Annotated in this window: 14 protein-coding genes; 9 read left to right on the plus strand and 5 right to left on the minus strand. The window is 72.4% G+C overall.

Going from position 1 to position 14,155, the window contains the following annotated elements; genetic code table 11:
* The 9 genes from IM725_RS17660 to IM725_RS17700 form a co-directional block, all read left to right on the plus strand.
* On the plus strand, positions 1 to 1,099 hold a 1,099-nt coding region (locus tag IM725_RS17660; protein WP_227753908.1), incomplete at its 5' end, for a sensor histidine kinase.
* Positions 1,100 to 1,175: 76 nt separating this feature from the next.
* Complete coding sequence (locus IM725_RS17665) at positions 1,176 to 2,480, plus strand: NRAMP family divalent metal transporter (RefSeq protein WP_193781955.1); 1,305 nt, start codon at positions 1,176 to 1,178, stop codon at positions 2,478 to 2,480.
* A 102-nt stretch (positions 2,481 to 2,582) separates the two neighbouring features.
* Complete coding sequence (locus IM725_RS17670; protein ID WP_193781956.1) at positions 2,583 to 3,746, plus strand: acyl-CoA dehydrogenase family protein; 1,164 nt, start codon at positions 2,583 to 2,585, stop codon at positions 3,744 to 3,746.
* Between the two features lie 9 nt (positions 3,747 to 3,755).
* A complete protein-coding gene (locus tag IM725_RS17675; RefSeq protein ID WP_193781957.1) occupies positions 3,756 to 4,595 on the plus strand; it encodes an FAS1-like dehydratase domain-containing protein in 840 nt (279 codons plus the stop codon).
* Positions 4,596 to 4,605: 10 nt separating this feature from the next.
* Positions 4,606 to 5,790 carry a CaiB/BaiF CoA transferase family protein gene (locus IM725_RS17680; RefSeq protein ID WP_193781958.1) on the plus strand — a complete coding sequence of 395 codons (1,185 nt, stop codon included), beginning with the start codon at positions 4,606 to 4,608 and terminating at the stop codon, positions 5,788 to 5,790.
* A 34-nt stretch (positions 5,791 to 5,824) separates the two neighbouring features.
* On the plus strand, positions 5,825 to 6,841 hold the full coding sequence (locus IM725_RS17685) for a TRAP transporter substrate-binding protein (RefSeq protein WP_193781959.1): 1,017 nt from the start codon (positions 5,825 to 5,827) through the stop codon (positions 6,839 to 6,841).
* Positions 6,838 to 8,208: an MmgE/PrpD family protein gene (locus tag IM725_RS17690; protein WP_193781960.1), complete on the plus strand. Its 1,371-nt coding sequence runs from the start codon at positions 6,838 to 6,840 to the stop codon at positions 8,206 to 8,208. The genes IM725_RS17685 and IM725_RS17690 overlap by 4 nt, the downstream gene beginning before the upstream one ends.
* A 101-nt stretch (positions 8,209 to 8,309) precedes the next feature.
* Entirely contained in the window at positions 8,310 to 10,079 is a 1,770-nt protein-coding gene (locus IM725_RS17695; RefSeq protein WP_193781961.1) for a sensor histidine kinase, read from the plus strand.
* Positions 10,080 to 10,095: 16 nt separating this feature from the next.
* Complete coding sequence (locus tag IM725_RS17700) at positions 10,096 to 10,509, plus strand: response regulator (RefSeq protein ID WP_193781962.1); 414 nt, start codon at positions 10,096 to 10,098, stop codon at positions 10,507 to 10,509.
* Positions 10,510 to 10,541: 32 nt separating this feature from the next.
* Here the strand turns inward: IM725_RS17700 and IM725_RS17705 are convergent, their stop codons facing one another.
* From IM725_RS17705 to IM725_RS17725, 5 genes are all read right to left on the minus strand, one after another.
* Complete coding sequence (locus IM725_RS17705; RefSeq protein ID WP_193781963.1) at positions 10,542 to 10,760, minus strand: hypothetical protein; 219 nt, start codon at positions 10,758 to 10,760, stop codon at positions 10,542 to 10,544.
* Positions 10,761 to 10,908: 148 nt separating this feature from the next.
* Positions 10,909 to 11,925: a cation diffusion facilitator family transporter gene (locus IM725_RS17710; protein ID WP_193781964.1), complete on the minus strand. Its 1,017-nt coding sequence runs from the start codon at positions 11,923 to 11,925 to the stop codon at positions 10,909 to 10,911.
* A gap of 45 nt (positions 11,926 to 11,970) precedes the next feature.
* The gene (locus tag IM725_RS17715; RefSeq protein ID WP_193781965.1) at positions 11,971 to 12,771 is read right to left on the minus strand and encodes a BPSS1780 family membrane protein; all 801 of its coding nucleotides are present in this window, start codon (positions 12,769 to 12,771) and stop codon (positions 11,971 to 11,973) included.
* Positions 12,772 to 12,784: 13 nt separating this feature from the next.
* Positions 12,785 to 13,759 carry a homoserine kinase gene (locus IM725_RS17720; RefSeq protein WP_193781966.1) on the minus strand — a complete coding sequence of 325 codons (975 nt, stop codon included), beginning with the start codon at positions 13,757 to 13,759 and terminating at the stop codon, positions 12,785 to 12,787.
* A gap of 7 nt (positions 13,760 to 13,766) precedes the next feature.
* On the minus strand, positions 13,767 to 14,087 hold the full coding sequence (locus IM725_RS17725) for a hypothetical protein (RefSeq protein ID WP_193781967.1): 321 nt from the start codon (positions 14,085 to 14,087) through the stop codon (positions 13,767 to 13,769).
* Positions 14,088 to 14,155: the final 68 nt, after the last annotated feature.

Here is a 14,155-nt window from a genome sequence, read left to right on the forward strand (position 1 = left end):
CCTCCCCAGCCCGGCAGAGCCTGCCGCGCATGGCACGGCGGCGGGAGAGGGCGTGGTGGCCTGGCACCGTGAACCCGGCCTGGCCTGGCAGCTGGTGATCGCTTTGGCGACTTCCGGCGGGGCCTTTCTGGTGCGCCTGGGGCTGGACCCCTGGCTGCTCAATCGCCAGCCCTTCACGCCGGCCTTCGCCGCCATCGCCATCGCCGGCTGGTACGGCACCTGGCGGGCCGGCGTGCTGTGCGCGGTGCTCTCGCACCTGTGGGCCAACTACTTCTTCGTCGAGCCGCGCGGCCAGCTCACGCTGACCGAGACCGAACTGGTGGGCGCGGGCTCGTACTACCTGATCACCGCCGTGCTGCTGGTGCTGAGCCACCGCGCCACCGGCGCGATCGCCATGCGCGACAAGACCCTGCAACGCCTGCGCCGGGTCGACGCGCGCCGCGCCGAGTTCATCGCCGCGCTCTCGCACGAGCTGCGAAACCCGCTGGGGGCGCTGCGGCTGGCCCTGCACGAGATGCGCGCCCTGCCGGACCCGGCGCAGGCGGTGGAGAGGGTCACGCCCATGATGGAGCGCCAGCTGCTGCAGGTGGCCCGCCTGTGCGACGACCTGATGGACATCGCGCGCATCGACCAGGGCAAGATGTCGCTGGAGCGCCGCGAGGTGTCGGTGGCCGAGCTGGCGCAGTCCGCCGTCGAGGAAACCCAGGCCCACCTGCAGCGCCGCGGCCAGCGCGTCGCGCTGCAGCTGGACGGCGCGCCGCGCGTGCGGGTGGACCCCCACCGCATGGTGCAGCTCATCGCCAACCTGCTGCACAACGCCTCCAAGTTCTCGCCGGATGGCGCCGAGATCACCCTGCGCGCGGCACTCTCGGGCGAGCAGCTCTGCCTGCACGTGTCGGACCCCGGCGTCGGGCTGTCGGCGGAGCGGCTGGACTCGGTCTTCGATGCCTTCGCGCAGGGCGACGGCGCGACCGAGGGCCTGGGCCTGGGGCTGGCGCTGGTGCGGCGCATCGCCGAACTGCACGGTGGCACCGTGCGCGCCCACAGCGCGGGCGCCGGCCACGGCGCCGAGTTCGAGGTCTGCCTGCCACGCGGCTGAGGCCGGGCGCGCCGACTACACGCGGACGAGCCAGGGCGGAAGCCCGGCGCGGCGGCGGCTGCGCCATGCTGGTGCCATGGACGAATCGCTGCGCCATGCCGCACCGGCCGAGCCGGCCGCCGGAGCGCCCGTGCCCGGCGCCTCGCGCTTCGCGCGCTGGCTGGGGCCCGGCATCGTGACCGGCGCCTCCGACGACGACCCCAGCGGCATAGGCACCTATGCGCAGGCCGGGGCCCAGTTCGGCACCGGCATGCTGTGGGTGATGCTGTTCAGCTTCCCGCTGATGGCGGTGGTGCAGATCATCAGCGCGCGCATCGGCCGGGTGACGGGCCGCGGCCTCGCGGCCAACCTCGCGCACCTGATGCCGCGCATGCTGCTGGTGCCGCTCATGGGCCTGCTGTTCGTCGCCAACACCATCAACATCGGCGCCGACCTGGCCGCCATGGGGGCGGCCGCCGCGCTGCTGGTGCCGGTGCCGGGCCCCTGGCTCGCCGCCGGCTTCGGCGCGGTGTCGGTGCTGCTGCAGGTGCTGGTGCCCTACAGCCGCTACGTGCGCTTCCTGCAGTGGCTCACGCTGTCGCTGCTGGTGTACGGGGCGGTGCTGTTCGCCGTGCCCGTGCCCTGGGGGCAGGTCCTGCACGACGCGCTGGTGCCGGGCATCCAGTGGCACTCGGCCTACTGGGCCATGCTGGTGGGCGTGCTGGGCACCACCATCAGCCCCTACCTGTTCTTCTGGCAGTCGGCGCAGGAGGTGGAGGAGCAGCGCGCCTCGCCGGTGGACCGGCCGCTGCGCTCGGCGCCGCGGCAGGCCGAGCGCCAACTGCACCGCGTGGAGGTGGACACGCTGCTGGGCATGGCGGTGTCCAACGGGGTGGGCTTTTGCATCATGCTCACCGCCGCGCTCACGCTCAACGCGCACGGCGTGCACGACATCGACAGCGCGGCCAGCGCGGCCGAGGCCCTGCGGCCTGTGGCGGGCGGCTGGGCCTTCGCGCTGTTCACGCTGGGCATCCTGGGCACCGGCCTGCTGGCGATCCCGGTGCTGGCCGGCAGTGCGGGCTACGCGGCGGCGGAATGCTTCGGCTGGCGGCGCGGCCTGGAGCGCCCGCCGGCCAGCGCGATGCGCTTCTACGCCGTCATCGTCGCGGCCACGCTGCTGGGTGTCGCCATGACGCTGCTGCACTTCAACCCCATGAAGGCCCTGGTGGTGGCGGCGGTGCTGAACGGCGCGGCCGCGGTGCCGGTTCTGGCCGCCATGATGGTGGCCGCCAGCCGGTCTGCGGTGATGGGCGAGTTCACGCTGGGCCGGGGCCTGCGCTGGACCGGCTGGGGCGCGACCGTGCTCATGGCCCTGGCCGGCGCCGTGATGCTCTTCAGCTGACGCCCGGCGGGGCGGCCGGTGCTGTCAGCAGGGCCCTGCGGGGGGCGCCGCATGCGTGGATTCGCGGATGGCAGGGGGCACGGCCAGGTCCTACGATGGCGCATGGCTGCAACACGACAAGACAAGTACCAGGACATCCGCGACGCGGTGCGCGCGCTCTGCGCCCAGTTCCCCGACGAGTACCACCGCGAGGTCGACGAGGCGCGGGGCTACCCCGAGGCCTTCGTGGACGCGCTCACCCGGGCCGGCTGGCTGGCCGCGCTGATCCCGCAGGAGTGGGGCGGCTCCGGCCTGGGGCTCACCGAAGCCTCGGTCATCATGGAGGAGATCAACCGCTCGGGCGGCAACTCCGGCGCCTGCCACGGGCAGATGTACAACATGGGCACCCTGCTGCGCCACGGCTCCAAGGCCCAGAAGGACCTGTACCTGCCGCGCATCGCCAGCGGCGAGTGGCGGCTGCAGTCCATGGGCGTGACCGAGCCGACCACGGGCACCGACACGACGAAGATCAAGACCACCGCGGTCAGGCAGGGCGACCGCTACGTGGTCAATGGCCAGAAGGTGTGGATCTCGCGCGTGCAGCACAGCGACTTCATGATCCTGCTGGCGCGCACCACGCCGCTGGCCGAGGTGAAGAAGAAGTCCGAGGGCATGTCCATCTTCATCGTCGACCTGCACGAGGCGGTGAAGAAGGGCATGACCGTGCGTCCCATCCGCAACATGGTCAACCACGAGACCAACGAGCTCTTCTTCGAGAACCTGGAGATCCCGGCCGAGAACCTGATCGGCGAGGAAGGGCAGGGCTTCCGGTACATCCTGGACGGCCTGAACGCCGAGCGCACGCTGATCGCCGCCGAGTGCATCGGCGACGGCTACTGGTTCGTGGACCGCGTCAGCAAGTACGTGAAGGAGCGCGTGGTGTTCGGCCGTCCCATCGGCCAGAACCAGGGCGTGCAGTTCCCGATCGCCGAGAGCTTCATCGAGGTCGAGGCGGCCAGCCTGATGCGCTTTCGCGCCTGCGAGCTGTTCGACGCCCACCAGCCCTGCGGCGCCGAGGCCAACATGGCCAAGTACCTGGCCGCCAAGGCCAGCTGGGAGGCCGCCAACGCCTGCCTGCAGTTCCACGGCGGCTTCGGCTTCGCGACCGAATACGACGTGGAGCGCAAGTTCCGCGAGACCCGGCTCTACCAGGTCGCGCCCATCTCCACCAACCTGATCCTGAGCTACGTGGCCGAGCACCTGCTGGGCCTGCCGCGCTCCTTCTGAGACCGGCCCATGACCGAACCCCGCCTGGAAGACTGGATCGGCCGCAGCGCCACCCAGGACGACCTCATCGACGCCCGCACCGCGGGCCTGCTCGCCGCCACGCTGGACCGCAAGGACCGCTTCGCCCCCGGCGACGCGCTGCCGCCGCTGTGGCACTGGACCTACTTCGTGCCGCGCGACCTGCGCCGCGAGATCGGCCCCGACGGCCACCGCCTGCGCGGCGGCTTCCTGCCGCCCGTGCCCCTGCCGCGCCGCATGTGGGCCGGCGGGCGGCTGCGCTTCGAGCAGGCGCTGCGCATCGGCGAGCCGGCCACCCGCGTCTCGCGCATCGAGTCCGTGGCGCGCAAGAGCGGCAAGAGCGGCGAGCTGGTGTTCGTGACCGTCTCGCACGAGATCAGCGGCCCGCGCGGGCTCGCGCTGCGCGAGGAACACGACATCGTCTACCGCGGCCTGCCCGCGCCGGGCAGCGTCGCGCCCCCGCCGCCGGCCGCGCCGCAGGATGCGCAGTTCCACACGCAGGTGGTGCCCGACCCGGTGCTGCTGTTCCGGTATTCGGCGCTGACCTTCAACGGCCACCGCATCCACTACGACCAGCCCTACGTCACGCAGGAGGAGGGCTACCCCGGCCTCATCGTGCACGGCCCCTTGATCGCCACGCTGCTGGCGGGGCAGCTGCGCACGCAGGCCCCCGGCCGCGCGCTGGCCGCCTTCGAGTTCCGGGCGCTGGGCCCCCTGTTCGACATCGCGCCCTTCGAGGTCTGCGGCCGCATCGAGGGCGACGCGGCCACGCTGTGGGCGCGCGGCCCGCAGGGCCAGCTCGCCATGCAGGCGAGCGCACAGCTGGCCTGAAGGAGCCCGCATGACCATGAACCTTCCACTTTCCGGCATCACCGTGCTCTCGCTGGAGCACGCCATCGCGGCCCCCTTCTGCACCCGCCAGCTCGCCGACCTGGGCGCGCGCGTGATCAAGGTCGAACGGCCCGGCGTGGGCGACTTCGCGCGCGCCTACGACGAGCGCGTCCACGGCCTGGCCTCGCACTTCGTCTGGACCAACCGCTCCAAGGAGAGCCTGGCGCTGGACCTCAAGCACCCCGAGGCCGCGGGCGTGCTGGCCGCGCTGCTCGCGCGCGCCGACGTGCTGGTGCAGAACCTCGCGCCCGGCGCGGCGGCGCGCCTGGGCCTGTCCTGGGAGGCGCTCTCGGCACGCCATCCCCAGCTCATCGTGTGCGACATCTCGGGCTACGGCGGCGACGGGCCCTACCGCGACAAGAAGGCCTACGACCTGCTGATCCAGAGCGAATCGGGCTTCCTCTCGGTCACCGGCAGCCCCGACGAGCCGGCCAAGGCCGGCTGCTCGGTGGCCGACATCGCCGCCGGCATGTACGCGTACAGCGGCATCCTGGCGGCGCTGATCGAGCGCGGCCGCACCGGCCGCGGCAAGCACCTGGACGTGTCCATGCTGGAGAGCATGGTCGAGTGGATGAGCTACCCGCTGTACTACGCCTTCGAGGGCGCGCCGCCGCCGCCGCGCGCGGGCGCCGCGCACGCCACCATCTACCCCTACGGGCCCTTCCCGGTGGGCGACGGGCGCACCGTGATGCTGGGGCTGCAGAACGAGCGCGAGTGGAAGGTGTTCTGCGAGCAGGTGCTGCAGCAGCCCGGGCTCGCCACCGACGTGCGCTTCGCCTCCAACTCGCGCCGCACCGAGGCGCGGGCCGAACTGCGCGCGATCATCGTGGCGGCGTTCTCCACGCTGCGCATCGAGGAGGTGGAGGCGCGGCTGGACGCGGCGCAGATCGCCAACGCGCGCATGAACGACATGCAGGCGGTGTGGCAGCACCCGCAACTGGCCGCGCGCGGCCGCTGGACCGAGGTCGCGACGCCGGCCGGGCCGGTGCCCGCGCTGTGGCCGCCGGGCCAGGCCCCGCACGAAAGCGCCATGGCCCCGGTGCCCGCGCTGGGTGAACATACGCAGGCGATCCTGGCCGAGCTCGGCCTGGACGCCCAGCAGATCGCGCGGCTGCGCGACGCCGGCGCGCTCTGAAGCCTTCCATTCCAACACGACAGGAGACAAAAGCATGAACCGCAAACACTTCGTCCGCGCCCTGGCCGGGATTTCGCTGGCCCTGGGCTTGGGCGGCGGCGCCTGGGCCCAGGCGCCCATCGTCATCAAGTTCAGCCACGTGGTGGCGCCGGACACGCCCAAGGGCAAGGGCGCGCTCAAGTTCAAGGAACTGGTGGAGCAGCGCACCAAGGGCCGCGTCAAGGTGGAGGTCTATCCCAACAGCCAGCTCTACAAGGACAAGGAAGAACTGGAAGCCCTGCAGCTGGGCTCGGTGCAGATGCTGGCGCCCTCGGCCTCCAAGTTCGGCCCGCTGGGCGTGAAGGACTTCGAGGCCTTCGACCTGCCCTACCTCTTCGACAGCTATGACGACCTGCACAAGGTCACGCGCGGGCCGGTGGGCGCCTCCTTCCTGAAGAAGCTGGAGCCGCACGGCATCACCGGGCTGGCGTACTGGGACAACGGCTTCAAGGTCTTCACCGCCAACAAGCCCCTGCGCAAGTCCGAGGACTTCAAGGGCCTGAAGATGCGCATCCAGTCCTCCAAGGTGCTGGACGCGCAGATGCGCGCGGTGGGCGCGATCCCGCAGGTGCTGGCCTTCTCCGAGGTCTACCAGGCCCTGCAGAGCGGTGTGGTGGACGGGCAGGAGAACACGCCCTCCAACATCTACACGCAGAAGATGCACGAGGTGCAGAAGGTGCTGACCGAGACCAACCACGGCTACATCGGCTACGTGGTCATCACCAACAAGAAGTTCTGGGACGGCCTGCCGGCCGACGTGAAGCCGGTGCTGGAGCAGGCGCTCAAGGAGGCGACGGAGTACGCCGACGAAGCCTCCAAGAAGGACAACGACGACGCCATGGAGGCGATGAAGAAGAGCGGCCGCATCCAGATCGTCACGCCCACGCCCGAGGAGCGCCGCGCCCTGAAGAAGGCCATGCTGCCGGTGCACAAGGAGATGGAGGGCCGCGTCGGCAAGCCCGCCATCGAGGCGATCTACAAGGCGATCGGGTTCGATCCGGCCAAGCAATGAGCGGCGCGGGCGAGCATCCGGGCGCGCAGCTGGCGGCCTTCGCCGCGGGGCTGCGGCTGGAGCAGGTGCCGCCCGCCGTGCAGCGGCGGGCCGAGGACCTGCTGCTGGACGGCCTGGGCAGCATCCTGGCGGGCAAGGGCGCGCGGCCCGTGGAGGCGATCGCGCGCTTCTGGGAATCGCAGGGCCCGGCCGGCGGCCCGGCCGAGATCCTGATCCACAGGCGTGGCAGCAGCCCCCTGGTGGCGGCGGCGGTGAACGCCGCGGCCTGCCACGTGGCCGAGCAGGACGACGTGCACAACGGCTCGGTGTTCCACCCGGCGGCGGTGGTGATTCCGCCCGCGCTGGCGATGGCGCAGGCCCTGGGCGCCAGCGGCGCGCAGCTGCTGGAGGCGCTGGTGGCGGGCTACGAGGTCGGCATTCGCACCGGCGAGTTCCTGGGCCGCTCGCACTACAAGGTGTTCCACACCACCGGCACCGCGGGCACGCTGGCCGCCGCGGCGGCGGTGGGCCGCCTGCTGGGGCTGGACGCGCGCCAGATGCTGCATGCCTTCGGCTCTGCCGGCACGCAGTCGGCCGGGCTGTGGGAGTTCCTGCGCGACGCGGCCGATTCCAAGCAGCTGCACACCGCGCACGCGGCCTCCGCCGGCCTGGCCGCGGCCTGCCTGGCGAAGGAGGGCCTGACCGGTGCGCAGCGCATCTTCGACGGCCCGCAGGGCCTGGCCGCCGGCATGTCCAGCGACGCCGACCCGGCGCGCCTGGCCGACGGCCTGGGCACGCGCTGGACGCTGGCCGAGACCTCCTTCAAGTACCACGCCTCCTGCCGCCACACGCACCCGGCGGCGGACGCGCTGCAGGCGGTGATGGCCGCGCAGGGGCTGGCCGCCGCCGACATCGAATCGGTCGTGGCGCACGTGCACCAGGGCGCGCTCGACGTGCTGGGGCCGGTGACGGACCCGCGCACCGTGCACCAGTCCAAGTTCTCCATGGGCACGGTGCTGGGCCTGGTGGCCGGCCGTGGCGGCGCCGGGCTGCGGGAGTTCGAGGACCACTGGCAGGACCCGGACACCCGGGCCCTGCGCGAGCGGGTGCGCATGGAACTGGACCCGGAGGTCGACCGGGCCTACCCCCGGCGCTGGATCGGCAAGGTGACGGTCACCACCCGGGACGGCCGCGTCTTCCAGGGCCGCGTGGACGAACCCAAGGGCGACCCGGGCAACACGCTGGACCGGGCGGCGCTGGCGGCCAAGGCGCAGTCGCTGGCCGCCTTCAGCGGCGCGGCGAGGCCGGCCGAGGTGTCGCGGCTGGTGGGCTGGTGCCAATCGCTCACCGCGCAGGCGCGCGTCGGGATGCTGCTGGAGCCGGCCTGAGCGCCCCCGGGCTAGGCAATTTGCTTACTTTCTGACTCATCTTTGCGCTAAGCTCAAGGCAGCGGCGGGCCGGGCCCGCCGCCCCCTTGATGCCGCGACGATTGCCCTCCCTGCGAAGCCGCCTGCTCCTGCTGGTGCTGCTGCCGCTCCTGCCCACGCTGGCCTTCTGCGCCTGGCTCATGGCCGCCGATTACCAGGAGGACGTGGAGGACGCCCAGCGCAACGCGGCGCTGGCCACGCGGGCCCTGGCCTTCGCCGTCGACCAGAAACTGAGCCTCTCCGAGGCCGTGCTGCGCGGGCTGTCCAAGTCCTCGGCCCTGGCCGCGGGCCGGCTTGCCGACTTCCATGCGGAGGCCCAGGCCGTGGCCCAGGCCACGGGGCTGGTCAACATCCTGCTCGTGCGCAGCGACGGCGAGCACGTGCTCAACACCCTGAAACCCTGGGGCGTGGCCCTGCCGCCCATCCCGGTGGACGCGGCCTGGCAGCGCGTGTTCTCGCAGGCGCGTGCGGTCGCCAGGCTCTCCATGTCGGCCTTGCTCGGGCATCCGGTGGTGGCCGTCGCCGTGCCGATCGAGCTGCCCGGCCGCGGCGTTCCCTTCGCCCTGGTGGCGGTGCTGGCGCAGTCGCAGGTGCAGGACCTCCTCGTCCAGGCCGCGTTGCCGCCCTCCTGGGTGAGCGCCATCGTGGACAGCGAACTGCGGGTGGCCGCCCGCTCGCGCGATCCTCGCCTGTACGTGGGCCAGCGCATCACGCCCTCGCTGGCCGCGGTGCTCGAGCAGCCGGACCGGGCGAACGAAGGCTTCTTCGAAAGCGCCACGCTGGACGGCCAGACGGTGCACACGCTCTACGGCCGCGGTCCCGCCCACGGCTGGACGGTGGTCGTGGGCATTCCCCAGGGGGAGTTCACACAGCCGCTGCAGCGCACCCTGGCCGAACTGGGCGCACTGGGCCTGCTGCTGCTGCTGGCCGTGCTGGTTCTGGACTGGTGGTGGGGCCGGCGGCTGGGACGCGACGTGGACGCCCTGGTCGAGCTGTCCGCCCAGGTCGGCGGCAGCAGCCCGCACGCGATACCGCCGATGCAGTTCGCCGAGGCCGACCGCATCGCCCGCGCCGTCATGCAGGCCGATGCGGACCTTGCCCTCGCACGCCAGGCACTGGAGCGCAAGAGTGCCGACCTGCGCGAGTTCGCCCATGCGGCCGCGCACGACCTGCACACCCCGCTGCGCTCGGTGCACAGCCTGCTGGACGTGCTGCGCCTGCGCCGCGGCGACGCGCTGGGCCCGGAGGGGCGCGAGCTGCTGGCCCGCGCCGCCCAGGCCGTGGAGCGCCTGCACCGCATGACGCGCGACCTGCTCATGTTCGCCACCGTGGACCAGGCCGACCCGGCCTTCCTGCCGGTGGACCTGGGCCGCGTGGTGGCCGAGGCGCTCAAGCGCCTGGACGCGCAGGTGCAGGCGGTGCAGGCCCGCGTGGACGTGGAACCGCTGCCCACGGTGCCGGGCGACACCGGCCAGCTGCTGCAGCTCATGGTCAACCTGCTGGGCAACGCCCTGCGCTTCCACGGCCCCGCGCCCTGCCACATCCGGGTGGGCGCGCAGCCGGAGCCCGGCGGCGGCTGGCGCATCTGGGTGATGGACAACGGCATCGGCATCGCGCCCGAGCATCGCGAGCAGGTCTTCGGCCTGTTCAAGCGCCTGGGGGCGGGCACGCCGGTGGCCGGCGGCGGCACCGGCATCGGGCTGGCCCTGTGCCGGCGCATCGTGGAACACCACGGCGGTCACATCGGCGTGGAATCGCTGCCCGGGCAGGGCAGCACCTTCTTCTTCACCCTGCCATCGGGAGGCGGCGATGCCGGCAGCGCGCTTGTGTGAACGGGGGCGCAAGCCCGTGGTCCTGCTCGTCGAGGACGACGAGGACCACGCGCTGCTGATGCAGCTGGGCCTGGAGACGGCCGGCATCGACGTCGACCTGCACCTGGCGCGCGACGGCGAGGAGGCGCTGGCCTACCTGCGCCGCGAGGGCCCGGCCCACGCCCAGGCACCGCGGCCCGACCTGGTGCTGCTGGACATCAACATGCCGCGCATGGACGGCTTCCAGGTGATGGAGGCGATCGCCGCCGACCCGGCGCTGCGCGCCCTGCCGGTCATCGTCACCACCACCTCCAGCGACCCCAACGACGTGCGGCGCATGCATGCGCTGCGCTGCACCGCCTACTGGGTCAAGCCGCTGGGCTTCGACGCGCTGGTCGCCGGCCTGCGGCAGATGTTCGACTTCTGGATGCGGCTGGTCGTGCTGCCCTGAGCCGCGCGCGGCTCCATGGTGCAGCGCGCGGCTCAATGGTGCAGCGTGCTGCAGGCGCAGGGGTGGACCAGCAGGTCGGCCAGGCCCTCGAAGAGCGCACGCACGCGGGTGCGCAGTTCGTCGATCTCCAGCAACAAGGCGGCGGGCGGGCCGCCGGGCTGGTGCAGGCGCAGGGCCAGGGCGTGTTCTTCCGCGCGGGCCAGCCGGGCGTGGGCCTCGTTCCAGGCGCTGAGGTGTTCGGACTGGGTCATGGACTTCTTCGGGCTGCCCCTGTCTCATCGGCAGGTGCAGGCCAAGCATGAGGCGCGGCGCCGGGAAGGCGCTTGATAAATCACAAGTCCGACCGGCGCCCCGGCACTTGCCGGGCGTGGCCGTGACTTATCGCACGCCGGCGCGGGTTCAGGCCTCGTCGCAGCCGCGGCCGCAGTCGCCCAGTTCCACCTGCAGCGTGGCGTGGCGGATGCCGAAACGCTGCGCCACCGCGCCGCCCGCCTCGGCCAGGAACTGGTCGCCCGGGTGCCCGGCGGGGCACACCAGGTGGGCGGTGAGGGCGTTCTCGGTGGTGCTGATGGCCCAGATGTGCAGGTCGTGCACCTGCTGCACGCCGGGCAAATGGGCCAGGAATTCGCGCACCTCGGCGCTGTCGATCGCCCGCGGCACGCCCTGCAGCGCCAGCTTGATCGCGTCGCGCAACAGGCCCAGCGTGCCGTAGACGATCACCCCGCCCACCGCGATGGAAAGCACCGGGTCCAGCCAGAGCCAGCCGGTGTAGATCACCAGCACGCCGGCCACCGCCACCACCACCGACACCAGCGCATCGCCCAGCATGTGCAGGTAGGCGCCCTTGACGTTCAGGTCGTGCGAGTGGCCGTGGTGCAGCAGCCAGGCCGTGAAGCCGTTCACGGCCACGCCGGCCAGCGCCACGGCCGCGACCACGCCGCCATTCACCGCCGCGGGGGATTGCAGGCGCAGCACGGCCTCCCACACCACGCCGCCGGTGACGCCCACCAGCAGCAGGCCGTTCGCCAGCGCGGCCAGGATGGAGCTCGCGCCCAGGCCGTAGGTGAACTGCCGTGACGGTGCGCGCTGGCCCAGCCGCGACGCGCCCCAGGCCATGGCCAGGCCCAGCACGTCGCCCAGGTTGTGGGTGGCGTCGGCCAGCAGCGCCAGCGAATGGGCATAGATGCCGAAACCCCACTCGACCAGCACGAAGCCCAGGTTGAGCGCGATGCCGATCAGGAAGGCCCGGCCTATGCGCGACGGCAGGGCGTGGTGGTGGTGGCCGTGGTGGTGCCCGTGGTCATGGTCATGGTCATGGTCATGCGCGCGTGCAGCGCCCCGCACCTGCCCGTGCCCGTGCCCGTGCCCGTGCCCGTGCCCGTGCCCGTGATCGTGATCGTGATCGTGCGTGCTCATGAGAAGGTCTCCTGCCGCGCGGCCCGGTCCGTGCCGGGGCGGGCGTCAAGCCCGGGGTGTGCCATCGTCGTTGCCTGCGGGGGGTGGCGCCGCGGCCTCGTCGGCCACGAAGCTGTCGCGGAAGGTGAACCACAGGGAGGTGGTGAACAGGGCCGTGAACACCACGCCGGCGGGCACCAGCGCGGAGCCTGCCAGACCCGGGCTGCCCAGCGCCAGCGAGACCAGCACCACGGCCAGCGAGACCGCGAACACCAGGGCGGACCACGCCAGCCCGTAGGCCAGCATGGCCCGTACGTTGCGCACGCAGGCCACGAAGCTGAAGAACAGGCTCTTGGCCGGCGAGACGCCGTGCCAGTACACCAGCGCGGGCGCGTGCCAGAACAGCAGCGAGACCGGCAGGTACAGCGCCATGCCCAGCAGCATCGCGCCCTGCATCTGCGGGCCGAACACGGTCTCGGCCGCGTCGCCCGGCGCTGGCGGGGGCAGGTCGACCACCACCGGCACCAGCGCCAGCACCAGCAGGGACAGCGCGGCGTAGGCCACGCCCAGCACGGCCATGGCGCGCATCTGCTCGCGGCCCGCCCGCAGGGCGCTGAGCATCACGCGCGGCGTCGGGAAGCGCCCCTCGGCCGCTTCCCGCGTGGCGGCCATCAGGCCCAGCGTGGCCGCCGGCACGATGGCCAGGGCCAGGAAGCTGCCCACCACGGGCAGCAGGGACAGCAGCGAGGCCGCCGCCATGTACATGAAGAACAGGCCGGTCAGCGCCAGCGGCTGGCGCATGAAGGTGCGGATGCCGAGCCGGAACCAGGCGAACCCGGCGCGCGCGGGCAGGATGTTGAGTTTCACGCCGTGTCCACCCTCAGGCCGCCACCGGGTGCGCCACGCGTTCGCGCAGCACGCGCTCGAAGTGCGTGGGATCGTGCGGCTTCAGCAGCGAGGCCTCGCGCGGCAGGTGGAAGTCCCAGAGCCGGGAGATCCAGAAGCGCAGCGCCCCGGCCCGCAGCATCGCGGGGAACAGCCGCCGCTCGGCCGAGGCCAGCGGGCGCACCCGCGCATAGGCGGCCAGGAAGGCCTGCGCCCGTTCGGCCTCGTGGCGGCCCGAGGCGAGGTCGATGCACCAGTCGTTCAGGCAGACCGCGAGGTCGAACAGCCAGGTGTCCACGCCGGCGAAGTAGAAGTCGAAGAAGCCGGACAGGCGGCCGTCCTCGAACATGACGTTGTCGCGGAACAGGTCGGCGTGCACCGGACCGCGCGGCAGCGCGGCATACGCGGGCGACTGGGCCACGTGATTCTGGAAAGCCAGCTCGGACTTCAGCAGCGCGGCCTGCGCCGGCTGCAGGTGGGGCAGCACCACGGGCACGGTCTCGTTCCACCAGGCCAGCCCGCGCAGGTTGGGCTGGCTGAGCGCGTAGTCGCGCCCGGCCAGGTGCATGCGGGCCAGCATCTCGCCCACCTGGGCGCAGTGCGCCGCGGTGGGGGCCAGCTCGCTGTGGCCGCGCAGCCGGTCGACCACGGCCGCGGGCTTGCCGCACACCGTGTGCAGCAGCACGCCGTCGGGCTGCGCGGGCGTGGCCGAGCCGGGCAGGCCGTGCGGCTCGGGCACGGGCACGCCGCGCCGGGCCAGGTGCTTCATCAGGTACAGGTAGAAGGGCAGCTGGGCCGCCGTCAGGCGCTCGAACAGGGTGAGCACGTACTCGCCCTGTTCGGTGGTCAGGAAATAGTTGGTGTTCTCGATGCCGCCCTGGATGCCGCGCAGCTCGACCAGGTCGCCGAGCTCCAGCCGTTCGGCGAGCGCACGCGCCGCGTCCGGCGGCACCTCCGTGAAGACTGCCATGCCCGCCTCAGAAGCCGAACACGTTCCAGACCCGCCGGCTGGTGGTGGCCGGCTCGCGCGGGTCGGCGCTGGCGCGGGCCGGGGCGGGCGGCTGCATCTCGTAGGCGGGCAGGGCGGACTTCAGCGGCGTCACCGTCGTGCTCTGCACCTGGCCGGCGTAGCGCACCTCGTCGATGGCGACGGAATCGTCCTGCGTGTGCAGGACTTCGACCTTCTGGTTGTGGCGCCCGTCCAGGGGCGGCGGCTCCTGCACCAGCGGCGCGGCGGCCTGGGCGAAGGCACTGCTGGCGGCGAGCGCCAGGGCGGCTGGAACGAGGCGGGAACGCATGCCCGGATTGTAGGCGGACGGCAGGCGGAGCCCCCGCCGAAGGCACAATGCCGTGATGACCGAAGCGA

The organism is Ramlibacter aquaticus, from assembly GCF_015159745.1.
Classification (GTDB): domain Bacteria; phylum Pseudomonadota; class Gammaproteobacteria; order Burkholderiales; family Burkholderiaceae_C; genus Ramlibacter; species Ramlibacter aquaticus.

What these genes read in the sequence shown, in the direction of transcription:
- IM725_RS17665 (WP_193781955.1), top strand. Translation starts at nt 1,176, where the DNA reads ATGGACGAATCGCTGCGCCATGCCGCACCGGCCGAGCCGGCCGCCGGA.
- IM725_RS17670 (WP_193781956.1), top strand. Translation starts at nt 2,583, where the DNA reads ATGGCTGCAACACGACAAGACAAGTACCAGGACATCCGCGACGCGGTG.
- IM725_RS17675 (WP_193781957.1), top strand. Translation starts at nt 3,756, where the DNA reads ATGACCGAACCCCGCCTGGAAGACTGGATCGGCCGCAGCGCCACCCAG.
- IM725_RS17680 (WP_193781958.1), top strand. Translation starts at nt 4,606, where the DNA reads ATGACCATGAACCTTCCACTTTCCGGCATCACCGTGCTCTCGCTGGAG.
- IM725_RS17685 (WP_193781959.1), top strand. Translation starts at nt 5,825, where the DNA reads ATGAACCGCAAACACTTCGTCCGCGCCCTGGCCGGGATTTCGCTGGCC.
- IM725_RS17690 (WP_193781960.1), top strand. Translation starts at nt 6,838, where the DNA reads ATGAGCGGCGCGGGCGAGCATCCGGGCGCGCAGCTGGCGGCCTTCGCC.
- IM725_RS17705 (WP_193781963.1), bottom strand. Translation starts at nt 10,760, where the DNA reads ATGACCCAGTCCGAACACCTCAGCGCCTGGAACGAGGCCCACGCCCGG.
- IM725_RS17710 (WP_193781964.1), bottom strand. Translation starts at nt 11,925, where the DNA reads ATGAGCACGCACGATCACGATCACGATCACGGGCACGGGCACGGGCAC.
- IM725_RS17720 (WP_193781966.1), bottom strand. Translation starts at nt 13,759, where the DNA reads ATGGCAGTCTTCACGGAGGTGCCGCCGGACGCGGCGCGTGCGCTCGCC.
- IM725_RS17725 (WP_193781967.1), bottom strand. Translation starts at nt 14,087, where the DNA reads ATGCGTTCCCGCCTCGTTCCAGCCGCCCTGGCGCTCGCCGCCAGCAGT.